This window comes from Streptomyces sp. a15 (assembly GCF_059026085.1).
The window spans coordinates 1-22,202 of record NZ_JBWLKM010000050.1 but is presented as its reverse complement, the minus strand read 5'-3'; the positions used below and the strand labels follow the sequence as shown (position 1 = coordinate 22,202).

19 protein-coding genes are annotated in these 22,202 nt (G+C 72.8%); 9 read left to right on the top strand and 10 right to left on the bottom strand.

What is annotated here, in order from left to right; all coding sequences use genetic code 11:
* Positions 1-130 precede the first annotated feature (130 nt).
* Positions 131-727, top strand: coding sequence for a SigE family RNA polymerase sigma factor (locus AC5P09_RS34995; protein ID WP_493877735.1), 597 nt, complete (start codon positions 131-133; stop codon positions 725-727).
* A gap of 119 nt (positions 728-846) precedes the next feature.
* A complete protein-coding gene (locus AC5P09_RS34990; protein WP_493877775.1) occupies positions 847-1,887 on the top strand; it encodes a hypothetical protein in 1,041 nt (346 codons plus the stop codon).
* A 113-nt stretch (positions 1,888-2,000) separates the two neighbouring features.
* Here the strand turns inward: AC5P09_RS34990 and AC5P09_RS34985 are convergent, their stop codons facing one another.
* Positions 2,001-2,795 carry an SURF1 family protein gene (locus tag AC5P09_RS34985; protein WP_493877734.1) on the bottom strand — a complete coding sequence of 265 codons (795 nt, stop codon included), beginning with the start codon at positions 2,793-2,795 and terminating at the stop codon, positions 2,001-2,003.
* Positions 2,796-2,847: 52 nt separating this feature from the next.
* The gene (locus AC5P09_RS34980; RefSeq protein ID WP_329338572.1) at positions 2,848-3,222 is read right to left on the bottom strand and encodes a nuclear transport factor 2 family protein; all 375 of its coding nucleotides are present in this window, start codon (positions 3,220-3,222) and stop codon (positions 2,848-2,850) included.
* A 119-nt stretch (positions 3,223-3,341) separates the two neighbouring features.
* Here AC5P09_RS34980 and AC5P09_RS34975 point away from each other — a divergent pair, with 119 nt between their 5' ends.
* Entirely contained in the window at positions 3,342-5,162 is a 1,821-nt protein-coding gene (locus AC5P09_RS34975; protein WP_493877733.1) for a S9 family peptidase, read from the top strand.
* Positions 5,163-5,244: 82 nt separating this feature from the next.
* Here the strand turns inward: AC5P09_RS34975 and AC5P09_RS34970 are convergent, their stop codons facing one another.
* Positions 5,245-7,182 (bottom strand): NAD-binding protein, encoded by a 1,938-nt coding sequence (locus tag AC5P09_RS34970; RefSeq protein WP_493877774.1) that lies wholly within the window; start codon positions 7,180-7,182, stop codon positions 5,245-5,247.
* A gap of 200 nt (positions 7,183-7,382) precedes the next feature.
* On the opposite strand from AC5P09_RS34970, the gene AC5P09_RS34965 reads away from it, so the two are divergent.
* A complete protein-coding gene (locus AC5P09_RS34965) occupies positions 7,383-8,429 on the top strand; it encodes a permease (RefSeq protein ID WP_493877732.1) in 1,047 nt (348 codons plus the stop codon).
* Entirely contained in the window at positions 8,426-9,145 is a 720-nt protein-coding gene (locus tag AC5P09_RS34960; protein WP_493877731.1) for a TIGR03943 family putative permease subunit, read from the top strand. Before AC5P09_RS34965 ends, AC5P09_RS34960 begins: the two co-directional genes overlap by 4 nt.
* 26 nt (positions 9,146-9,171) lie before the next feature.
* Here AC5P09_RS34960 and AC5P09_RS34955 read toward each other — a convergent pair whose 3' ends face one another.
* A complete protein-coding gene (locus tag AC5P09_RS34955; RefSeq protein WP_493877730.1) occupies positions 9,172-10,017 on the bottom strand; it encodes a helix-turn-helix domain-containing protein in 846 nt (281 codons plus the stop codon).
* Positions 10,018-10,138: 121 nt separating this feature from the next.
* Here AC5P09_RS34955 and AC5P09_RS34950 point away from each other — a divergent pair, with 121 nt between their 5' ends.
* On the top strand, positions 10,139-10,927 hold the full coding sequence (locus AC5P09_RS34950; protein WP_493877729.1) for an NAD(P)H-dependent oxidoreductase: 789 nt from the start codon (positions 10,139-10,141) through the stop codon (positions 10,925-10,927).
* On the opposite strand, the gene AC5P09_RS34945 is transcribed toward AC5P09_RS34950, so the two are convergent.
* Positions 10,864-12,282 carry a serine/threonine-protein kinase gene (locus AC5P09_RS34945; protein WP_493877728.1) on the bottom strand — a complete coding sequence of 473 codons (1,419 nt, stop codon included), beginning with the start codon at positions 12,280-12,282 and terminating at the stop codon, positions 10,864-10,866. The genes AC5P09_RS34950 and AC5P09_RS34945 overlap by 64 nt on opposite strands.
* A gap of 135 nt (positions 12,283-12,417) precedes the next feature.
* Complete coding sequence (locus AC5P09_RS34940) at positions 12,418-13,038, bottom strand: nucleotidyltransferase family protein (protein WP_493877727.1); 621 nt, start codon at positions 13,036-13,038, stop codon at positions 12,418-12,420.
* A gap of 119 nt (positions 13,039-13,157) precedes the next feature.
* Between AC5P09_RS34940 and AC5P09_RS34935 the strand changes: the two genes are divergently transcribed.
* Together AC5P09_RS34935 and AC5P09_RS34930 are read left to right on the top strand one after the other, a co-directional pair.
* Positions 13,158-14,402: an amidohydrolase family protein gene (locus AC5P09_RS34935; RefSeq protein ID WP_493877726.1), complete on the top strand. Its 1,245-nt coding sequence runs from the start codon at positions 13,158-13,160 to the stop codon at positions 14,400-14,402.
* A 48-nt stretch (positions 14,403-14,450) separates the two neighbouring features.
* Positions 14,451-14,639 carry a ferredoxin gene (locus AC5P09_RS34930; protein WP_493877725.1) on the top strand — a complete coding sequence of 63 codons (189 nt, stop codon included), beginning with the start codon at positions 14,451-14,453 and terminating at the stop codon, positions 14,637-14,639.
* Positions 14,640-14,648: 9 nt separating this feature from the next.
* Here AC5P09_RS34930 and AC5P09_RS34925 read toward each other — a convergent pair whose 3' ends face one another.
* The 4 genes from AC5P09_RS34925 to AC5P09_RS34910 all read right to left on the bottom strand — a co-directional run bounded on the left by AC5P09_RS34925 (position 14,649) and on the right by AC5P09_RS34910 (position 21,441).
* A complete protein-coding gene (locus AC5P09_RS34925) occupies positions 14,649-15,416 on the bottom strand; it encodes a glycosyltransferase family 2 protein (protein ID WP_493877724.1) in 768 nt (255 codons plus the stop codon).
* Positions 15,413-16,000 carry a UTRA domain-containing protein gene (locus tag AC5P09_RS34920; protein ID WP_493877723.1) on the bottom strand — a complete coding sequence of 196 codons (588 nt, stop codon included), beginning with the start codon at positions 15,998-16,000 and terminating at the stop codon, positions 15,413-15,415. The genes AC5P09_RS34925 and AC5P09_RS34920 overlap by 4 nt, the downstream gene beginning before the upstream one ends.
* A gap of 170 nt (positions 16,001-16,170) precedes the next feature.
* Positions 16,171-20,133, bottom strand: a complete 3,963-nt coding sequence (locus tag AC5P09_RS34915; RefSeq protein ID WP_493877722.1) for an nSTAND1 domain-containing NTPase — start codon at positions 20,131-20,133, stop codon at positions 16,171-16,173.
* 498 nt (positions 20,134-20,631) lie between these two features.
* The gene (locus AC5P09_RS34910; protein WP_493877721.1) at positions 20,632-21,441 is read right to left on the bottom strand and encodes an MBL fold metallo-hydrolase; all 810 of its coding nucleotides are present in this window, start codon (positions 21,439-21,441) and stop codon (positions 20,632-20,634) included.
* 89 nt (positions 21,442-21,530) lie between these two features.
* On the opposite strand from AC5P09_RS34910, the gene AC5P09_RS34905 reads away from it, so the two are divergent.
* Positions 21,531-22,130, top strand: a complete 600-nt coding sequence (locus AC5P09_RS34905) for a CGNR zinc finger domain-containing protein (RefSeq protein WP_493877720.1) — start codon at positions 21,531-21,533, stop codon at positions 22,128-22,130.
* The last annotated feature ends 72 nt before the right edge of the window (positions 22,131-22,202 follow it).

Here is a 22,202-nt window from a genome sequence, read left to right as displayed (position 1 = left end):
GAAGACGGTCGGCCGCGTACAACCCTGACGGGGGGAAGCGTGTCCAACTGGCGTGGCAGAGGTTCTCGACTTCAGAGCGGCGACGCGCGGCACGGCCCTTCGGCCGCCCCGGCCGTCCCTACGACCCCGCATGGCCGGCACGTCCGGTGGCATGCCGGTGATCGCCCCCATGCCCGCAGCGCGGCCCGCCCGCATCCCCGGACAGCGTGACGGCGCCGAAGAGGCCGTGACCGCCGGCACGACCGTCGACCATCTCACCGAGACCTACCAGGCGCACTACAGCTCGCTGCTGCGGCTGGCCGCCCTTCTCCTCGACGACACCGCCTCCTGCGAGGACGTCGTCCAGGAGGCCTTCATCCGCGTCCACTCCGCGCGCAAACGCGTCCGCGACCGGGAGAAGACCCTCGCGTACCTGCGCCAGACCGTCGTCAACCTCTCCCGCTCCGCCCTGCGCCGCCGCATCATCGGTCTGAAGCTGCTGTCCAAGCCGATGCCGGACATGGCGAGCGCGGAGGAGGGGGCGTACGACCTGCTGGAGCGCGACTCCCTGATCAAGGCGATGAAGGGGCTGCAGCGCCGCCAGCGCGAGGTCCTGGTGCTGCGCTACTTCGCGGACATGACCGAGGCCCAGGTCGCCGAGACGCTCGGGATATCGCTGGGCTCCGTCAAGGCGTACGGCTCGCGCGGCATCGCCGCTCTGCGGGTTGCCATGGAGGCCCCGGTATGAGCCGAGACAACGACGGGCGGCGTCATCTGCACGTCCCCCACGAGCCCTATGAATGGCGCGAGCCGACAGAGTCGTCGGACGAGCAGACGCCGAAGCAATCGCACGCTGGGAACGGAACTGTGAACCACGGCCCCGACGACCAGAGCCCCACCGGGCTCGACTCGGACGAGCTGGCACTGCGCGGCCTGCTGCACCAGGCGGTCCAGGAGATCGAGCCGCGCGACGGCACGCTGGACCACCTCCGCAAGGCGGTCCCCGCCCGGCGCGCACGCAAGCGGCAGGCCGTCGTCGGCATGGCGGCCGCGGCCCTCTTCGTCGGTACCGCCGTCCCGGCCCTCCTGCACGTCTCCAACTCCACGGGCGCGGACGCCGACCCGTCGATGGCCGGTCACTACTCCCAGGCGCAGGGCGGCGCGGGCCAGGGCAAGGGCAAGGGCCCCGACGGCGGCGAGAGCACCTCCGGCGGCTCCGCCGGGAAGACCGAGGGCAAGGGCAAGGGCGAGCAGAAGGAACAGGACAAGGGCAAGGGCACCGGCAGCGGCGCCGGGGCGAGCAGCGGCGCCGACCCCTCCGCCACCAGCACGGTCGGCGTCCCCGTCTGTACGGCCGCCGAACTCGGCTCGGCCACGCAGAGCGTCGACGCCCCCGACTCCGTCGGCACCGTCTACGGCACCTTCCGCATCACCAACACCTCCACCGCCGACTGCACGGTCGTCGGCCCCGGCACGGTCACCCCGACCGCGGCCGGCGCGGCGGACGCCACCAAGATCGGCACGGCCCGGCATGTCGCCGGGGACGCGGCGGCCGCACTGCCCGACCCGGCCCTCGAGGTCGCCTCGCTGGTGCTGAAGCCGGGTTCGGCCTACGACGTCAAGTTCGCCTGGGTGCCCTCGGAGACCTGCCCCACGACCGGCGACACGAACGGCGGCACGGGCACCCCCACGCCCGACCCGACGCCCACCGGGGACGCCACCACCGACGGCGGCACCACCACCGGCGGCGAGACCGGCACCTCGCCCCAGCTGGTCACGGAGGGCACGGCCGACGGCAGCGTGACCGTCACGAACACGGCGGAGGGCGGAGCGCCGTCGGTTTCGGCGACGGTGTCCAACGCGTGTGCGGGGACGGTCTATTGGACGGGCGTGCTGGCGGCTTCGTAAGGAGGCCGTTGGTTCGCGGGCATGCGTGCCGCCCCGGTGGGCGCGGGCGGCACGCCGTCAGCGCCGGGCCGTGCGACCCGCTGTGCGACCCACCTCCGAGCACCTGCCCCGGGTCACTTGCTCCCAACGTCCACGGCAACCGGCTCTTCGTCCGGCACCAGCCCCAGCTCCGCGTCCCGCAGGAACTCGATCTCCCGCCGCAGCAGCCGGAACCACATGAACACCACGAACCCGGCGAACACGAACCACTCCCCGGTGTACCCGAGGTTCTGGAACGCCTTCAGGTCCAGCCCCGTGTTCGCCGGCGCCGTCGCCGGCACGGCCGTCATCCCGGAGTCCGCCTCGGCGAGCGTGACCCACGCGTCGTACACGTCGTACGGCACGAGGTTCACCAGCGACGCCGCGCTGATCGCCCCGGTCTGCCCGGCCGGCAGCCCGCCCTGCGCACTGACGCCGTTGCTCCCGGGCGTCTCGGACGCCTGCAGCGCACCGGTGACGGTGACCTCGCCGGTGGGCGCGGCCGGGGCCTTCGCCGGGTCGGGGGTGCCGGGCAGCCAGCCCCGGACGACGGGCAGGGCCTTGCCGCCGTCGGTGCGCAGCAGCGTCAGGACGTAGTAGCCCGCCTTGTCGTCCAGTTCGCGGTCCGGGACGAGGAGCTGCCGGTCGTAGTGCCCGGTCGCGGTGACGAGCCTTCCGGAGGTCGCCTTGTCCACCGGGAGCAGCTCGGACAGTGGACGGGCGGCCTCCCGCTTGCCGGACTCGGCCTCGGCGGTGACGGTCTGCTGGTCCCGCATCCGGTCCTCGAAGCGGCTCAGCTGCCACGACCCCATGAAGATGCAGACGGGGATGGCGAGCAGCACGAAGACGTTGATCCCCCACCAACGGGGCGTCAGCAGAAACCGGTACACGCCTTCAAAGGTACGTGGCTGCCGCGGAGGGCCGGGCCGCGGGGTCGCGCGGTCAGTACCGCTCGACGAGGTGTTCCCGGCCGGCCGGCGGCTCGTAGGGCTCCGGCCAGAAGTCGGTGAAGGCGGATATACGGCCGCTCTCGTCCCCCGTGAAGAAGCCGATGCCGTACATCTCCTCCTCCCCGACCGTGAAGTGGACCCAGGTGACCACCTGATCCGCCTCGGCGACGATCCGCTCGACGCGCAGGTGCCAGTCGCCCGGATACTCCCGGTTGAACCGGACGAACCGCTCCCGTCCGCTGATCCGCTCCCGCGTCTGCGGCAGCGTGTACACGATGTCCTCGGCCAGGGTCTCCTCGAACGCACCCCAGTCCCGGGCCTCGGCGGTGGCCCAGAATGTCTCGACTGTCTTGCGCAGATCGGTCATGCCGAAGAGTCTGCACCGCGCCACTGACAATGGGGCCCGGCCATGGGGTTCGGTCGAAGTTATCCACAGGCTGGGGACCTGGTCAGCGCATTGTCGGTCGGGGCGGGCAGTATGGGGTCATGACTGAGAGCAACGGGTCCGCCGCGGCCGAGCGCAACGAGGAGATGCCGGACTGGGAGAAGCGCTTCCGGGCGCCCCGGGTGTCGCTGCCCGACTGGGCGGAGGACGCACCGGACCGCTCCCTGTTCGTGTCGAACGCGACGGGGACGTACGAGCTGTATGCCTGGGATCGCGCGACGGGCGAGCAACGCCAGGTGACCGACCGGCCGAACGGCACGACGGACGGAGTGCTCTCCCCGGACGGCACCTGGGTGTGGTGGTTCGACGACAAGGACGGCGACGAGTTCGGCGTCTGGCGCCGCCAGCCCTTCGGGGGCGGTGAGGACGAGCTCGCCACGCCGGGGCTGGAGGCCTCGTACCCGGCGGGCCTGGCGCTCGGGCGGGACGGCCGTACGGCGGTCGTGGGCCGCTCGACCGACGAGGACGGCACGACCATCCATGTCGCCCGCACCGGCGAGGACCCGGTGGAGATCTACCGGCACCGCGAGTCGGCGGGCGTCGGCGACCTCTCCCACGACGGCACGCTGATCGCGATCGAGCACACCGAGCACGGCGACGCGATGCACTCGGCGCTGCGCGTCCTGCGCCCCGACGGCACGCCGGTGGCCGAACTCGACGACACCAAGGGCGGTGAAAAGGAGCTGGGCCTCGAGGTCCTCGGCTTCGCGCCGGTGGCCGGGGACACCCGGCTGCTCATCGGGCACCAGCGGCGCGGCCGCTGGGAGCCCCTGGTGTGGGACGTGGCGAGCGGCGTGGAGAGCGACCTCGCCCTGGACCTGCCCGGCGACGTGAGCGCCGAGTGGTACCCGGACGGCACCGGGCTGCTCATCGCGCACAGCTTCGAGGCCCGCAGCGAGCTCTTCCGCTACGACCTGGCGACCCGTGACCTGGTCAAGGTCCCGACCCCGGCGGGCTCCGTCTCCGGGGCGACGGCCCGCCCCGACGGCAGCGTGGAGTACCTCTGGTCCTCCTCCGCCGAGCCCTCGACCGTCCGCTCGACGACCGGCAAGGTCGTCCTCGACCCGCCCGGCATGAAGTCCCCGGGGTCCGTCCCCGTGGAGGACGTGTGGGTGGAGGGCCCGGGCGGCCGCATCCACGCCCTGGTCCAGAGGCCGGCGGGCGCGACCGGCCCGATCCCCACGGTCTTCGACATCCACGGCGGCCCGACCTGGCACGACAGCGACGCGTTCGCGGCGGGCCCGGCGGCCTGGGTGGACCACGGGTACGCGGTGGTCCGCGTCAACTACCGCGGCTCGACGGGCTACGGCCGCGCCTGGACCGACGCCCTGAAGCACCGGGTCGGCCTCATCGAGCTGGAGGACATCGCGGCGGTCCGCGAATGGGCGATCACCTCCGGCCTGGCCGACCCCTCCCGCCTCGTCCTCACCGGCGGCTCCTGGGGCGGCTACCTCACCCTCCTCGGCCTCGGCACCCAGCCCGGCGCCTGGACCCTGGGCATCGCGGCGGTCCCGGTCGCCGACTACGTCACGGCGTACCACGACGAGATGGAAGCCCTGAAGGCGATGGACCGCACCCTGCTCGGCGGTACCCCGGAGGAGGTCCCGGAGCGCTTCGAGGCGTCCTCCCCCCTGACGTACGTGGACCAGGTCAAGGCCCCGGTGTACATCTCGGCGGGCGTCAACGACCCGCGTTGCCCGATCCGCCAGATCGACAACTACGTCAAGCGGCTGGAGGCGCGGGGCGCGGTGCACGAGGTGTACCGGTACGACGCGGGACACGGCTCGCTGGTGGTGGACGAGCGCATCAAGCAGGTGAGGCTGGAGCTGGACTTCGTAGCGAGGCATTTGGGGAGCTGGTAAGTGACCGAGTCGGGCGGTGGGTGGGCATAGGCCGGGGGGCCGGGGGGCGGAGCCCCCTGGCGGGGTTGCAGGGGCAGAGCCCCTACGCCCCGGCCCGTTCCCCCCGCTCCCGTCTTGCCCGCCGCCCCAGCAACTCCGCGAGCCCCCTTCGTGTGGCCGCCAGCACCACCCGGTCCGAGTCGCGCAGCACATACGTGTCCGGAAGGTCCCACACCAGCCCGGAAGCCCGTTCGTCCTCGTAGGCCTCCTCCGCGGCCGACTCCGCTCGCCGTCCGCCGGAGGCGTCCGTGTCCAGGGCCAACACCCGCCAGGCTCCCGCCCGGAACGCCTCCCCGACCGTCTTCCCCTCCAACTGCGGATGCCCGCGCACCTCTACGGCGGCGAACAGCAGCACCCGCCGCTCGACCGGGATCGCCCCCAGGATCTGCCGCCCCATCATCGCCCCGGCGAACGCGGGCGCCGCCAGATGCGTCACACTCCGGCTCCGCGTGCTCGCCCCCGGGTGCGCGGCCCGGAGGGTGCGGTACACGGCGGTCGCGAAGTCGTCGTCGTACAGCCGAAGCACGACCCGCAGACCGGGCTGTACGGACCGCGCGTACAGCGCGGCCTCCAGGTTCGTGGTGTCCGCGCTGGTCACCGCGAGCAGCGCGGTCGCGCGGTGGATCTTGGCGGCCTCCAGGACGCCCTCCTGGGTGACGTCGCCGAGGATCACCGGCACCCGCAGCCGCCTGGCCGTGGGGAGTCCGCGGGCCTCGGGGTCGGCCTCGACGCACACCACGGGGATGTGCAGTTCGCGCAGCCGGGTCAGGACCCGGGTGCCGATCTTGCCGAGCCCCAGCAGCACGACGTGCCCGCCGAGCCCGCGCGGCGGCTTGCGCAGTGCGGAGGCGCTGCGGAAGGTGCCCAGCGCTTCGAGGACCGCGGCGAGCAGCACCGGCAGGAGCAGCAACCCGACCAGACCGGACAGGAGCTGGAGGACCTGGCGGCCGGTGTCCGCGCCGATGGCGGGGTCGTTGATGGCGAAGAGATCCAGCAGGGTCAGGTAGATCGCGTGCAGCGGATGGTCACCGGTGACCAGCTTCAACGCGACCGCGAGCGCGACCACGCACCCCACGAGCCCGGCCAGCGACCACCGCAGCCGCCGCGAGAACAGCGAGGCGAACGGCGGCACGATCCCGCGCCCGGAGGACAGCGCGGGCCCGGAGCACGACACCTGCTCCAGTACGACGGTTCCGCGCCCGGCGGCGTTCCGTACCGTCGCCGCGTCGGGCAGCAGCAGCGGTCCCTGCTCCCCGCTCTCGGGACCGTTCGCGTCGCCGCCCGGTTCGTTGGAGGTCGCGGACAGCAGCGCGAGCGTGGCCAGCCCCGGGTCGGCCGTCTCGCCGGGCCGGGGCACCGGCCGCTCCACCGCGCGCAGCATCAGCCCGTCGGTCTGTACGACCTTGCTGGTGCCGGCGACGGCGCTCGCGGCCAGCGCGGGTGCGGCCGTGTCGGCGTCGGACAGCACGGTCGTAGAGGCATCGAACACCGCGGCGGGCCCCGTCGTCCCACCGGTCGCCAACGCGGCCGCCTGATCGAGGAGTTCCTCGATGTGCTGCCCCAGCCGCCGGTTGTAGAGCCGCAGGACGAGCCGCAGCGTGGGATTGAGGCGGCGGGCGGTGAGGGCGGCGCGGATGTTGGTCTCGTCGTCGTCGTACACGAGGGCCAGGGCGGCCGCCCGCTCCACACCCGCCTCGGCGAGCACACTCTCGGTCGCCTCGGCGGCCTCCACGAGCACCGGCTCGCTCCCCGCCGGTTCGCTCCGCGTCGGCTCGGCCGAAGCGGCGTTGCCCGCAGCCCGGTTGACGGCCGCGTTCACCACCCGGTCCAGCAGCGCCGAGGCCGCCCGCGCACGTCCGACGACCGGCGGGCGCACGGTGCGCTCGGCCGGCGGCACGACCAGCGTGACCTGCTCGCCGTACACCCCGCGCAGCTCGGCCGCCAGCCGGTGCGCGAGTCCGTCGTCACCGCACACCACCATGTGCGCGGTAGCCGCAGCACCCGCCGGACCCTGATTCGGAATGCTCACCACAAGGGCCAAGACTGCCTCACCGGTACCGGCGGTTGCACGGCCGGGTCCGGACGGAACCGCACATGATCCCGCGCGGAGTTGAACAACGGCGGCAGAATCCTCGTACAGGAGAAAAGGGATCGACCCCGACGCCCGGAGGTACCTCGCCCGTGGCCATCACCAGAACCGTCCCGCAGCGGACGGGCGAGGACGCGCGCCCGCCGGTGCACGGGGAAGAGGGGGAGGCGAGAGAGGAGCGGGAAGAGCGGGGGCGGCTCAGTTCCCCGCTCGCCCTCACCCTGCTGCTGGTCGTGATGGTGCTCGCCCAGGGGCCCATCCGAGGCGCGCTCGCCGCGCCCGTCATGCAGAGCTGGACGACCGTCTTCGTCGCCGTGATGGTGCAGGCGCTGCCGTTCCTGGTGCTGGGGGTGCTGCTGTCGGCGGCGATCGCGGTGTTCGTGCCGGCCTCGTTCTTCGCGCGGGCGCTGCCCAAGCGGCCCGCTCTGGCGGTTCCGGTGGCCGGGGCGGCGGGGGTGGTGCTGCCGGGGTGCGAGTGTGCGTCGGTGCCCGTGGCGGGGGCGCTGGTGCGGCGCGGGGTCACGCCGGCCGCGGCGTTGACGTTCCTGCTGTCCGCGCCGGCGATCAACCCGATCGTGCTGACGGCCACGGCTGTCGCCTTCCCCAACGACCCCGAGATGGTCCTCGCGCGTCTCGTCGCGAGCCTGCTGGTGGCGTGCGCGATGGGCTGGTTGTGGCTGCGGCTCGGCCGCACCGACTGGCTGCGGCCGCCCGCCCGGGAGACGTACGACGGTCAGGGCCGGGGCGCCGCGTTCTGGGGCTCGGTCCGGCACGACGTGATGCACGCGGGCGGGTTCCTGGTCATCGGCGCGATGGCCGCCGCGACCCTCAAGGCGGTCGTGCCGGAGGAGTGGCTGCAGGCCGCGGCCGACCGTCCCGTCGTCTCGGTGCTGGCGCTCGCGATTCTCGCCGTACTGCTGTCGATCTGCTCGGAGGCGGACGCGTTCGTGGCGGCCTCGCTGACGCAGTTCTCGCTCACCGCCAAGCTGGCGTTCCTGGTCGTCGGGCCGATGATCGACCTGAAGCTGTTCGCGATGCAGGCGGGGACCTTCGGGCGCGGTTTCGCGCTGCGGTTCGCGCCCACGACCTTCGTCCTCGCCGTCGCGGTGTCGGTGCTGACCGGGGCGGTGCTGCTGTGAACCGGCAGGCGCAGGCGGCGGTCCTGTTCCTGCTCGGCGCGGCCCTGCTGCACGCCGGGTTCACCGACCTCTATCTGCGGTACGTCAAGGCCGGGCTGCGTCCGATGCTGCTGGCCTCCGGCGTCGTCCTGATCGCGGCGGCGGTGGCGACCGTCTGGTACGAGTGGCGGGCCGGGAAGCAGCGGCCCCAGGACAAGGGCCACGCACATCCCGAGCCCCGCGTCTCCTGGCTCCTCGTCCTCCCCCTCCTCGCCCTGATCCTCGTCGCCCCGCCCGCCCTCGGCTCGTACAGCGCCCTGCGCACCGGTACGGCACTGCAACAGCCGTACGGCTACGCCGCGTTGCCAGCCGACGGGCCGCTCCGCCTCAACCTCGTCGACTACGCGGGCCGCGCGGCCTACGACCACGGGCGCTCCCTCGGCGACCGGCAGGTCAAGGTCGCCGGATTCGTCGCGCTGGACCGCACGGGGACGCCGTATCTGGTCCGGATGGCTCTCAACTGCTGTGCCGCGGACGCCCAGCCGGTCAAGGTCGGTCTGACCGGCCGGATTCCGCCGGTGCTGCAACCGGACACCTGGCTGGAGGTCACCGGCACGTACACGGCCAAGCGGACCAAGGACCCGGTCAACGGCGGCCCGATCCCGTTCATCGAGGTCACCGGTGCCGTACCGGTCGAGGCGCCCAAGGACCCGTACGACGAGACCTGGAACAACTGACCGTCGAGACCTGGAACAACTGACCGTCAGACCAGGGCGGTCGTCAGCCGTTCGAGGGCGGCGGCCTCCGCCGTGCCCTCCCCGGCGCTGAACACGTGCATGATCAGGCCCGTCTCACCGGGCGCGGCCGGCACGTGCAGGGTCTCGTAGTCGAGGTCGAGCAGTCCGGCGGCGGGGTGCCGCAGCCGCTTGCGTCCCGCCGCGCACATCATCACCTCGCCGGAGTCCCAGATCCGCCGGAAGTCGGCGCTGCTCCTGGACAACTCGGCGATGAGCGCGCCCAGTTCGGTGTCGTCGGGATAGCGTCCCGCGGCCACCCGGAGCTGCCCGACCGCCTCCGCCGCCCTCGCCTCCCACTCGGGGTACAGCTCGCGCGAGGCGGGGTCGAGGAAGAGGAAGCGGGCGTTGTTGCGGTCCCGGCGCCCGGGGTCGGCCAGGCCGCCCATCAGCTCGCCGCCCAGGTCGTTCCAGGCGACGACGTCGAGCCGGTGGTCCGTCACGAAGGCGGGCAGCTCAGCCATGGCCTCGAGGGCCCGCAGCAGCACGGGGCCGACGCGGAGCCTTGGCGTGGGCTCGGGCCTGCCGGTGGCCAGGGTGTCGAGGTGCCGGCGTTCCGCGGTGTCGAGCCCGAGGACCCTGGCGAGCGCGTCGAGGACCTCGGCGGACGGCTGGGTCGCCCGGCCCTGTTCGAGACGGACGTAGTAGTCGACGCTGATCCCGGCGAGCTGGGCCAACTCCTCCCGGCGCAGCCCGCGCACGCGACGCCGGCCGCCGCCGGCGAGCCCGACGCGCTCGGGTGCCACCCGCCCCCGCCTGGCCCGCAGAAAGCCGCCGAGTGCCTTGCCTTCCCCCACCCCGTGCACGCCGTCCATGCGTTCCAGTATGCGCGGCGCCCGCATCCCGTACGGGTGGCCCTGGCAATACCAGGATTCCGAAACCGCCGGTACCACAGGGTTCTGGCTACCCGTCAGCGCCCGGGACACCGTGAAGGGCATGACGGAAAACACCGACCAGGCCAAGAAGGTCCTCGTCGTCAGCGCCCACCCCGACCCCCGTTCCCTCCAAGCCTCCCTCACCGCCTTCGCCGCCGACCACCTCCGCGCGGCGGGGCACGAGGTACGGCTCAGCGACCTCTACGCGATGAAGTGGAAGGCGACGGTGGACGCCGACGACTTCCCCGAGCACGGCACCGACCGCCGCCTGCACGTGATGGACGTCTCCGAGGAGGCCACCCTCGCCGGCCACCTCGCCCCGGACATCGCCGCCGAGCAGGAGAAGATCCTCTGGTCGGACGCGGTGATCCTGCACTTCCCGATGTGGTGGTTCGCCGCCCCGGCGATCCTCAAGGGCTGGATCGACCGCGTCTTCACCAGCGGTTTCGCGTACGGCCCCCGGGTCGCGCCGCCCTACGGCGAGGACGCGCCGCTGGCGGGCCGCCGGGCCCTGCTGTCGGTGACGTACGGCGCCCGCGAGCGGTCCTTCTCCGACCGGGGCATCCACGGCCGCCTCACCGACGTCCTCCACCCGCTCCAGCACGGCCTGTTCCGCTTCACCGGCATGACCCCGCTGGAGCCGTTCACGGTGTCCGAGGCGAACACCCTCCCGGCGGAACACTTCGCCGCGGCCCGGGAGGCGTACGCCCACCGCCTCGACACCCTCTTCACGGCCGACCCGGTCCCGTACGAGGCGCCTTCGCGGACAGGACGGACCGTCGGGCCTCAGCCCTCCTCGTCCGGCTCGTCCCCCTCGTCCTCGTTCTCCTCGTCCTTGCCCTTGTCCTGACCGTCCTTGCCTTTTTGCCCGTCATCCGTCCTGGAGGGGGTGGGAGTGGGTGTGGGAGTCGGGGTGGGAGACGAGGGCGTGGGGGAGACCTCGGGGGTGTCGGACAGGTTGGTCGCGGATCCCCCGGATCCCCCGGATCCCCCGGGTCCCGCGGGCGCCTCGGACCCGGCGGACCCATCGGATACCTCGGATCCCTCGGACCCACCGGACGCCCCCGGCGTCGTAGCGCCCGGCGTGCCGTTCCCGGGGCTCTCCGCCGAGCTGTTGCCCGGCGAGAACCAGAGCATCCCGGCGAGCATCGCGGCCAGGAAGACCAGGACCGCGGCGGCCGTCGCCATCACCCTCGGCCGGTGCGCGACCAGGCCGCGGGCCCCGGGGGACCCGGTCGTGCGGGAGCGGGACGGCCGTACCGCGGCGGAGGGCAGTGCGTACGTGGTCGCGGGGCCGGCCTCCGAACCGCCGGGGACACCCGGTCCGGTCGGCGGCGGGATCAGCGAGGTCGCCGCCTGCCGTACGGGTGCCGGTTCCGGCAAGGGCTCCGACCGCCCCTGCCAGGCCCCGCCGCCGAACCACTCGGCGATCTGCTGCGTGGCGGGACGGTCCTCGGGCCGCTTGGCGAGGAGCCCGAGGAGGAAGTTCTCGAAGGCGGGCGGGAGTTCGGGGCGGGACTGCCGGGGCGGTACGGGGGTGGCGTCGAGATGCTGGTGGAGGATCGCGACGGCGGTGTCGGCCTGGAACGGGGGGCGCCCGGTGAGGAGTTGGTAGAGCAGACAGCCCAGCGCGTACACGTCCGAGGCCGGACCGGCGGCCTGCCCCAGCGCGCGCTCGGGGGCGAGATAGAGGCTGGTGCCGACGATCTGGCCGGTGGTGGTGAGCGCGCCGGAGGGGTCGTCGACGAAGCGGGCGATGCCGAAGTCGCCGATCTTCAGGGTGCCGTCGGCGTCCAGCAGCAGGTTGGCGGGCTTGATGTCGCGGTGCACGATGCCCTGCTGGTGGGCGGCGGCGAGCCCGGCGGCGGCCTGCGCCGCGATCCGGGCCACCTGCTCGACGGGGAGCGGTCCCGCGGTGCTGAGCCGGCGGGCGAGACTGTCGCCCTCGACCAGTTCCATCACCAGGAAGAGCCGGCCGTCGTACTCGCCGAAGTCGTACACGCCCACCACGTGCGGGTGGTTGAGCCGCCCGGCGGTCTGGGCCTCCAGCCGGAAGCGGGAGGTCGCCGTCGGGTCGGAGTCGTGGGGAAGGAGCAGCTTGACGGCCACCGTCCGGCCGAGCGTCTCGTCGAACGCCCGCCAGACCTCCCCCATCGCGCCGCGTCCGATGGGGTCGTGCAGCCGGTACCGGCCCGCGATCAGCACCTGTGTTTCATCCTCATGCCGTGATTGCCGTAATGACGTCTCGACCGCCGCAGGACTCAACGACCCACGGTGGCACGGGTGATGGTGGGGGGTGCCGCAGCCGACCCAGCCTACCGGCGCACGACCGCCCGGTGTTCACCCACAGGGGTCCTCCTTGATCCGTCCCGGCCACGGCAGAACGGTGAGTTCCGGCCACTGCTCCTGCCAGCGCCGCGTCTTGGCCTCGTAGACCTCGCGCGGGGCGAGGACCGGGTTGGGCCGGACCACGAGGTTGTAGACGTCGGAGAGGCCGTGCGGGGCGTAGACGCGCCATTCCCCGTCGGGCTCCAGCCGTACGCCCAGACAGCACGTCGTCGCCGCGAAGGAGTCGATCGCGGCCTCGGTGGACTCGTACGGCGGACAGGGCACCCCGAACTTCTCCTCGTACCAGAGGTGCACACGGGCCTCGTTGCGGATCTCCACCTCGCCCGGCACCCCGGCGAACACCGCCCTGCCCCCCCTGATGACGGCGTCCTCGGCCTCCCAGGACAGGTCGGTGTCGTCGAAGTAGAAGAGGTCGTAGTCCTTGATGCCGGCTGCCGGGGGCCTGTCGGTGACCACGTTCCACACGGTCTGGAACAGGCAGCCCGCCGTCAGGTACCAGCCGGGCAGCTCCAGTGTCGCCGCCCTGGTCAGCACGTCGGTCAGGACCTCGTTCCGGGAGAGCGTGGAGCGCAGGGCCGTGAGCTGTTCGGTGAGAGGGAGTCGCCCGGGCATGCCCCCTCCCTACCACGATCAAGGCGGCGTGTATTGCTGCCGCAGGAGCCGCCCCCTACGCTTAATCTGATGGGTCGTCAGATTCGTGCCGGGAGTCGGCAGGCAGTAAGGGGCACGCAGTGGTCAGTGTCGGTAGCGGTAGGAGCGGTAGGAGCGGCAGCGGGCTCGGTGGCAGGGAACTGCCCAAGGTCATCAGCGTGGACGATCACGTGATCGAGCCCGCGCATCTCTTCGAGACGTGGCTCCCGGCGAAGTACCGGGACAGGGGGCCGAAGCCGCTCACCGCGGGTATCGGTGACCTTCAGTACGTCGGGGGGAAGTACCGGTTCACCACCGACCCCGACGGCCAGATCACCGACTGGTGGGAGTACGAGGGCGAGCTCTTCCCGTACAAGCGCATCATCGCGGCCGTCGGCTTCTCGCGGGACGAGATGACGCTCGACGGGATCACCCGGGAGCAGATGCGGCGAGGCTGCTGGGACCCGAAGGCCCGGCTGGAGGACATGGACATGAACCATGTCGAGGGCTCGCTCTGCTTCCCCACCTTCCCCCGCTTCTGCGGGCAGACCTTCGCGGAGGCCAAGGACAAGGAGGTCGGACTCGCCTGCGTGCGGGCGTACAACGACTGGATGGTCGAGGAGTGGTGCGGCGACAGCGGCGGCCGCCTCATCCCGCTGTGCCTCATCCCGCTGTGGGACATCGACCTGGCCGTCGCGGAGATCCGGCGCAATGCCGAACGGGGCGTACGGGCCGTGACGTTCAGCGAGATCCCGACGTATCTGGGGCTGCCGTCGATCCACTCCGGCTACTGGGACCCCTTCTTCGCGGTCTGCGAGGAGACCGGGACCGTGGTGAACATGCACATCGGGTCCTCGTCGCAGATGCCGGCCGCGTCCCCCGACGCGCCCCCCGCCGTCCAGGCCGCGCTGAGCTTCAACAACGCGATGGCGTCGATGATGGACTTCCTCTTCTCCGGGGTGCTGGTGAAGTTCCCGCGGCTGAAACTGGCGTACAGCGAGGGGCAGATGGGCTGGATCCCGTACGCCCTGGAGCGCGCCGACGACGTGTGGGAGGAGCACCGGGCGTGGGGCGGGGTCAAGGACCTGATCCCGGAGCCGCCGTCGACGTACTACTACCGGCAGATCTTCTGCTGCTTCTTCCGCGACCGGCACGGCATCGAGGCCATCAAGACGGTCGGCGAGGACAACGCGACCTTCGAGACGGACTACCCGCACGTCGACTCGACCTGGCCGCACACCAAGCAGGTCGCCGAGGAGCACGTGGCCGGCCTCTCCGACGAGGTCACCTACAAGCTGCTGCGCGGCAACGCCATCCGGATGCTGGAGCTGCCCTTCGACCAGTAGGCCGGGAACGGGCGTCTGGAAGGGGCGTCGGCCGGGCAGGCACTGTCCATGAAGGTCTCCGTTGATTCCAGCCTGTGCTACGGCTCCGGCGAATGCGTCTACCGCGTTCCGTCCGTCTTCACGGTGGCGGACGGATTCGGCGCCGTCATACCCGGCCGCGAGAACACCGGCGACGATCCGGACGTACGGGAGGCGGCCGAGCTGTGCCCGTCACAGGCGGTCAAGCTCACCGACTAGGGCCGGGCTCTAGGACGCCGGCCAGCTCCACCCCGACCCCGCGAGCGCCCGCGCCCGCGCCTCCGCCACGGCCATCCGTGCCGCCCGCTCGGCGGTGTCCGCGTGCGCCGCCTGCCCGGTCGCCTGCCCTTCCCACTTCCGGTAGAGCAGCCCGACCTCGGCCGAGAACCACCCGCGGCTCACGGAGTTCAGCGCCAGCAGCAGCCCCGTGTCCTCGGACGCCGGCAGCGCCATCCAGCCGCCGAGGGCCAGCAGCAGATCCAGCCGTACGAAGAGGGTCGCCGGGTGGACCTGGGCGCGGAAGCCGTTGGCCCGCCAGAAGTCGAGCACGGCTCCGCGCTCGATCGGCCCCGTCGCCGGATCGCCGGGGAAGCCCACGGTCGAGCCGTCCGGCAGCCGGTCCAGGGCGCGGGAGGTCGCCCAGCCGAGCGTGCGGTCGGCTTCGAGGGCGGCCAGGTCGCGGGCCAGGGCGCCGGGCGTGAGCTGGTCGTCGGCGTCCAGGATCTTCACGTACGTCCCCTCGGCGTGCGCGAGCGCGATCGTGCGGGCGACGCCGGGGCCGCCGGGCCGCCCCTGCCGGAAGGTGATCCGGGCGTCGTCGGGGACGTAGGGGGCGACGGCGTCGGTGCGCCCGTCCTCCTGGATCACCCAGTGCCACTCCCAGCCCTCCGGCAGCTCCTGTGCGCACAGCGACGTGTGGGCCTCGGGGAGGAAGCGGGCCGAGGGGGCATGGACGGCGGTGACGACGATGACGCGCCGGGGCACGGCGGCACTCACCACCTTTCCAGGGGAGTGGTGAAGACGAGCTCGGTACGGTCGCCGGGGAGCGTGACGCGGCAGATGTCCACCACGCGTTCGTCGATGTCGTACGACGTCTTGCGCAGCAGGATCACCGGGGTCCCGGCCGCGAGCTCCAGCTCGCAACGCTCCTCGGGGGTCGGCGCACGCGCGGTGACCCGCTCCTCGACGCGGCCCACCTCGATGCCGACGGTGTGCAGCTGGTGCTGGGTGCCGCCGGGCCAGGGCTCGTTGGTGTGGTCCAGGAGGGCGGGGTTCGCCGCGATCATGCAGCGGACGAGGTAGGAGGTCGTGAGGCTGACCGGGGTGCTCTCGCAGGCGTGGCGGGTCCGGTAGGTGCGCTCGACGAGGGGGGTGGCCGGCGGGACGCCGAACGCCTCGGCCAGGTCCGGGGGCGCCGCGATCTCGCGGTACTCCGCGTGGAAGACGAGATTCCGGCGCTCGGACCCGGTGTCGCGTTCCGTGGCCCCGGTCCCGGCCCGCTCGGCCCAGGACGCCTGCACCCGGTTCTTCTCCCACTGGTGCCGCCGGTTGTCACGGACCACTTGGTACGCCTTCCGCACCAGGTCAGCGTACGACTCCCGACCCGTGGCCGCCCGGCGGCGGCGACACGGAAAGGCCCGACCGCTGGCGACGGGGGATGCACCAGCGATCGGGCTGTGGCCAACACTAACAAGGCTGCCTGCCCGGCGGGAGACGACTGCTGAGCCGTAGCAAGCAGGTGTGAGCGGGATCACTGGTCGCACGGAGGCTCGTACGACAGCCGCGGCAGGTACTCGTTCCACTTCTCCTTCGTCAGGACGCCCCGGGTGGTCGAGCAGATGTGGTCGATCGCGGCGTCGACGTCGAGGTTCCACAGCCGGACGGTGTCCGTGCCGCTGGACACCCCGAGCATGTGGCTCTTGGGGCTGAAGGACAGGAAGTTGCCGGTCTTGGCGTTGGGGCTCATCGACTGGCCGATGGGGGAGGCGTGGGCCGGGTCGCCCGCGTCCCAGAGCCGGACGGTGTTGTCGTTGCCGCCGCTGGCCAGGGTGTCGCCGTCCGCGCTGAAGGTCAGCGACACGACCGCCTCGGTGTGGCCGGTGAGGGGGGAGCCCAGCCGGGTCGCCTCGGCGGGGTCGGTGACGTTCCACAGCCGCACGGTGTCGTCGTCGCTGCCGCTGGCCAGGGTGTGGCCGTCCCGGCTGTAGGCGAGCACGTTGACCGGTCCGAGGTGGCCCGTGAGCGGGGCGCCCAGGGACTTCGTACGGCGGGGGTCGGTCACGTCCCACTGCCGTACGGTGCCGTCGGCGCTGCCGCTGGCGAGGGTGTGGCCGTCCGGGCTGAAGGCGAGGGCGTTGACGTAGCCCTTGTGGCCGGTGAGCGGCGCGCCGAACGCGGTGACGCGGGACGGGTCGCTCACGTGCCACAGCTGGATGGTGCGGTCGTCGTAGGCGGTGGCCAGGATGCGCCCGTCCGGGCTGAAGGCCAGCGCGTCCGGGCCCATGAACCGGGTGCGCAGGGTGATCGGCGGGCCGTGGGAGACCGGCCGGGTCGGGTCGGTGACGTCCAGCAGATACACCGCCCGGCTTCCGGTCAGCACCGCGAGGGTGCGGCCGTCGGGAGAGAACGCCAGCGAACGCTGGCCCTCGTCGCCGGGCATGAACGGCTCGCTCAGGGACACCGGCCGGTCGGGCGTGTCCACGTTCCACAGCCGGATCCGCCCGTCGCGCGCGGCCGTGGCGAGCACCCGCCCGTCCGGGCGGAACGCCCCGCTCCGGCCGATCATGTCCGAGGTCGGGACCGACCACAGGCGGACCTTGCTGTCGCCGCTCCCGGTGGCGAGAGTGCGGCCGTCCGGGCTGAAGCCCAGTGCGTACATCTCGCCGCTGCTGCCCGCGAGCGGCTCGCCGACCTGCGCCGGGAAGGCCGGATCGCTGACGTTCCACAGGCTCGCCGTGCTGTCCGCGCTGGCGGCGGCGAGTGTCTGACCGTCGGGGCTGAAGGTCACGGACCACACGGCACCGGTGTGGCCGGTGAGCGGCCCGCCGAGGGCCTCGGCGCGCCCGGGATCGGCCACGTCCCACAGCCGTACGGTGTCGTCGGCGCTGCCACTGGCGAGCGTCCGGCCGTCCGGGCTGAAGGCCACGGAGTGCACCAGGCCCGTGTGGCCGGTCAGCACCGGGCCGACCCGCTTGGGACGACGAGGATCGGCCGTGTTCCACAGCCGGATCGTGTCGTCGTCGCCGCCGGTCGCGAGCGTCCGTCCGTCAGGGCTGAAGGCCACGGCCCGGACCGCGGCCGTGTGCCCGGTGAGAGCCCCGAGCGCCTTCGGCCGGTCCGGGTCGGCCATGTCCCACAGGCGTACGGTCCGGTCCTCGCCGGCGGAGGCCAGGGTCCGCCCGTCCGGGCTGAAGGCGAGCAGGTAGATCGTGCCCTCGTGACCGGTCAGGGGCTTGCCGAGCGGGATCGGGTGCAGCGGGTCCTGCACGTCCCACAGGCGAACGGTGCCGTCGTCGCCGGCGGTGGCGAGGGTGCTGCCGTCCGGGCTGAAGACCGCGCTGCTGACCCAGCTCGTGTGGCCGGTGAGGGGCTTGCCCAGGGGCTTCGGGTGCGTCGGGTTCCGGACGTCCCACAGGCGTACGGTCCGGTCGTAGCTGGCGGTCGCCAGGGTGTGGCCGCTCGGGCTGAACGAGGTGAGGTAGACGGCGCCGGTGTGGCCGAGCAGCGGGGTGGCCAGCGGCGCGTTCACGATCGAGATCAGCCGGTTGTCGGTGCCCTCGTCGCCCGGCCGCAGGTCGTGGGCCACCAGGTCGAGCTGGGCGGACAGCGACGGGTCGGTGTACTGGACGCGGTCCGCCTCGGCGACGACCTGTTCGAACACCGCGTCGTTGCGCTGCTGCCACGCGATCAGCGCCGCGCCGACGGCCACCAGGGCCAGCACGACCAGCGCCGACACCGCGCCGCGGCTGATCCAGACGGTGCGCCGGCGCAGCCTGACCGAGGCGGCCAGGAAGTCCACCGCGTTGCGGGTCAGGAAGGTCTCGCCGGCGGCCTTCGCCCAGGTGTGGGCCTGTTCCAGCCGCGAACCCCGGTAGAGGAGGGACGTGTCGCGGTTCGAGCCCTCCCAGGCGCGGCCGTCCTCCTCCAGCCGCTGGCGCAGCAGATGGTCGCCCCGGCCCTCGTCGATCCAGTCGCGCAGCCGGGGCCAGGCGGTCAGCAGGGCCTCGTGGGTGATCTCCACCGTCTCCGCGTCGAGCGTCACGAGCCGGGCCTGCACCAGCGCCTCGAGCGACTCCTCCGTCTTGGCCGGGTCCCTCGACTCCTCCGCCAACTGCCGTCGCGTCCCGCGCCGCCGGGTCGCCTGGGTGTCCTCGCCCAGCCGGACCAGCCGGAGCAGCAGCAGCCGCGCGGCCGTACGCGCCGCCGGGTCCAGCGCGGACCAGGCCCGCTCGGCGGTCGCCGCCACCGCTCCCTGGATGCCGCCCGCCGCACGGTAACCGGCCAGCGTCAGCCGGCCCGCCTTGCGTCGCTGCCAGGTGGCGAGCAGCGCGTGCGACAGCAGCGGCAGCACCCCCGCGTCGTGCGCGCCGCGCGGCCCGTCGGCGCTCACCTCCCGGGTGATCAGCTCCGCCAGCCCGGGCTCCATCTCCAGCCCGACGGCCTTGGCGGGCCCGGTCACCGCCTCCCGCAGCTCCGCGGTGGTCAGCGGCCCGAGCACCATGTGCCGGTGCTGGAGCGCGTCGGCCAGTTCGGGATACCCGAGGCACTGCTCGTAGAAGTCGGCCCGGATCCCGAGGACCACGAGCACGGGCGGTGGCTCACCCGGACCGGCGGGCGTGCACGCGGCGTGCAGGAACTGGATGAACGTACGCCGGTCCGCCTCGTCGGAGCAGAGGGTGAACGCCTCCTCGAACTGGTCCACGATGACGACCGGAGGCGCGGGGTTCTCGCAGCCCGCCGCCCACGCGGCGACCGCGTCCCGGACCGCCTCGGACTCCTCCGCGGCGGCCCTGACATCCGCGAGCCCGGGGATCCGGCCGGTGAGCTCCGCGAGCGGATCGGCGCCCGGCACGAGCTGGAGCACCTCCCGCGCCGGGGCCTCGCCGTCGTCGCCCGGCGCGCCCTGCCGCAGGGCGGGCACCAGGCCGGCGTTGAGCAGGGAGGACTTTCCGGCCCCCGAGGCGCCGACGAGCATCACCAGGCCGCCCGTCTTCTCCGCCGCGCGCAACTGGGCGACGAGGGCCTCGGTGCTGCGCTCCCGGCCGAAGAACCAGCGGGCGTCCTGCTGACGGTACGAGGCGAGCCCGCGGTAGGGGCACACGCCGGCCCGCTGCTCCTCGTCCGCCTCCGGAGAGGCGGCGGGCCGCTCGCCGGCCGGATCGGCCACCGCCCGCTCCCACAGCCGCTGCCAGTGGGCCAGGTCGTACAGCCCGGGGGCCACCGGCGTGGGCCGCTCGCGGCGGGCCTGCGGTATCAGGACGTGCAGGACGGCGGACAGGGCGGCGAACTGCGCCGGTACGTTCTTGGCCCGCCGCCAGTCGCTGATCCGCTGGGCGGACACCCGTACGGCCCGCCCGCGTTCGTCGACCCGCTGAAGCCGTACGACCGCTTCGGACACGCTCTTGAGGGGAGGGTTCCCGGCCTCCCGGTACAGGAGCGCGAGGCGTTCCGCGAAGGCCGTGCGTGCCCCTGAGTCGGAACTCAAGGCGTCCACCCCTTACTTCCTCCGCGCTTGGACATCCGGACAACCGGACCGTCCGGACCTCTGGACCATCCGGACCGGAAAACTCACTTTATACGGCTGACCTGCGGTTAAGGATCCGGATCCGGACCGGAACCTCCCCAGCGGGGCCCCCTGCTGGCAGGATCACGACGCAACAGCGCAGCAACGGGACGTCGTCCGGACCGGCCACCAGCTCAGCGCTCGGAGAGACCACTCATGCCGCCGTATGTTCTCGGTCAACTTGCGCCGGAATCGCGACACGGCGCGCCGGTCTCCTTCCCTGAGCGTCAGAGCCCACCCAGAGCCGGTTCCGACCGGATCGCGCTTCCACCGACCAAGGGCCAGGCCGCTTCACGATCCACGCCGTCACGGCACGGATCGACGCCGCCCGCATGGTTCGGCACCGGTCCCCACGAGGGGAGGGACCGGTGCCGGACGACGCGTGGTGCGGGTTGGGCTGTGGGGTTCGCGTTGTGGGGTTCGGGTTGCTCAGCCGAGCTGTAGGCGGTCGGCCAGTCCGGCGGTCGTGAACGCCTTCACGACGTCGTCGCGGCCTTCGGTGAAGTGGGACCAGCTGTCGCAGTGCACCGGAACCACCCGGCGCGCGCCGAGGATCCGGGCCGCTTCGGCGGCCCCGGCGCTGTCCAGGACCAGCGGTTCGCCGTCGAAGAGCACCGGGAAGCGGGGGGCTCCGGCGAACAGGACGGCCGTGTCGACGGGCCCGAAGCGCTCGGCGATCCGCCGGACCGCGTCGAGCGAGGCGTTGTCGCCACTGACGTAGACGGTGGGCAGGCCCTCGCCGGTCAGGACGAAGCCGACGACCTGTCCGGCGATCGGCACGACCTCCTCGTGCGTCCCGGGTCCGTGGATCGCGGGCACGCCGGTCACGGTGACCGTGCCGCCGCCCGGCCGGTCCAGCTCGACGGACTCCCAGTCCTGCAGCCCCCTGGCACCGTCGCCCAGGCGCTGTCCGCCGGCGGGTGTGGTGAGGGTGAGCGGGACGTCGGCGAGCAGGGCACGGCCGGAGCGGTCGAGGTTGTCGGCGTGCTCGTCGTGCGAGAGCAGGACCACGTCGACACGGCCGAGCTCGCCGGGGGCGGCGGCCGAGGGCGCGGTCTTGGTCAGCGTCGGACGGCCGGGGTTCGGGTAGTCGCCGGGCGCGTCGAAGGTGGGGTCGGTGAGGAAGCGCAGGCCGCCGTACTCGAAGAGGGCGGTCGGGCCGCCGAGGACGCGGACGGGGAGCTGGGCGGCGGCTTGCTGGTCGGAGTGCTTGTCGTTCGTGCGGGCAGGGGTCGTCATGAAGGCACACCTCACGGATGGGAGCGACTCTATCCGTGAGAGACAGTAGTCGTGTCTCACGGATGGCGGCAAGCCGTACCATGAGATCCATGAAGGAGACCGTGACCGCCGAGCCCGCACCGCCGCCCGCGCCGGGCGCGGAGCAGTACCTCGCCCTGGACTTCGCCAACACCGCCATCGCCCTGCCCGGCGGCCAGTTCCTCGACCTCCTCGGCACCCCCGCCACCGCCAACCAGTGGCTGACCGAACGCGGACTCGCCCCGGTGGACGCCGGCATGCGGGAGATGTGCGCGGCACAGCTGCGGTCACTGCGCGAGAACGTCAGGGCGCTGCTCGCGTCCCGGGTCGCCGGGCTCCCCGCCCTTCCCCCGGCCCTCTCCGCCGTCAACGACGCGCTGACCAGGGTGCCCACGGCCGCCCTGCTGCACTGGGACGAGAAGAACGGCCCCTACCGCGCCGCCCCGCACCCCACCACGCAGATCGTCGACCACGCCCTGGCCACCCTCGCCGCCAACACGGCCGACCTGCTCACCGGCCCCGACGCCGAACGCCTCACCGCCTGCGGCTCCCCGCCCTGCACCCGCTACCTCCTCAGGCACGGCCGCCGCCACTGGTGCTCCACCCGCTGCGGCGACCGCGCCCGCGCGGCCCGCGCGTACGCCCGGCGCACGGGGCGCGAAACGGCCTAGGGCCTGTCCGGCGGATCATGCCGCAGACGCGGGGCAGCAGTGACATCAGCCGCTCCGCGGCGGGCGCCGATC

Coding starts and splice junctions, on each gene's coding strand:
- AC5P09_RS34910 (WP_493877721.1), bottom strand. CDS start 21,441: ATGACGACCCCTGCCCGCACGAACGACAAGCACTCCGACCAGCAAGCC.
- AC5P09_RS34950 (WP_493877729.1), top strand. CDS start 10,139: ATGACGGAAAACACCGACCAGGCCAAGAAGGTCCTCGTCGTCAGCGCC.
- AC5P09_RS34905 (WP_493877720.1), top strand. CDS start 21,531: ATGAAGGAGACCGTGACCGCCGAGCCCGCACCGCCGCCCGCGCCGGGC.
- AC5P09_RS34970 (WP_493877774.1), bottom strand. CDS start 7,182: ATGGTGGTGTGCGGTGACGACGGACTCGCGCACCGGCTGGCGGCCGAG.
- AC5P09_RS34940 (WP_493877727.1), bottom strand. CDS start 13,038: ATGCCCGGGCGACTCCCTCTCACCGAACAGCTCACGGCCCTGCGCTCC.
- AC5P09_RS34930 (WP_493877725.1), top strand. CDS start 14,451: ATGAAGGTCTCCGTTGATTCCAGCCTGTGCTACGGCTCCGGCGAATGC.
- AC5P09_RS34995 (WP_493877735.1), top strand. CDS start 131: ATGGCCGGCACGTCCGGTGGCATGCCGGTGATCGCCCCCATGCCCGCA.
- AC5P09_RS34975 (WP_493877733.1), top strand. CDS start 3,342: ATGACTGAGAGCAACGGGTCCGCCGCGGCCGAGCGCAACGAGGAGATG.
- AC5P09_RS34955 (WP_493877730.1), bottom strand. CDS start 10,017: ATGGACGGCGTGCACGGGGTGGGGGAAGGCAAGGCACTCGGCGGCTTT.
- AC5P09_RS34980 (WP_329338572.1), bottom strand. CDS start 3,222: ATGACCGATCTGCGCAAGACAGTCGAGACATTCTGGGCCACCGCCGAG.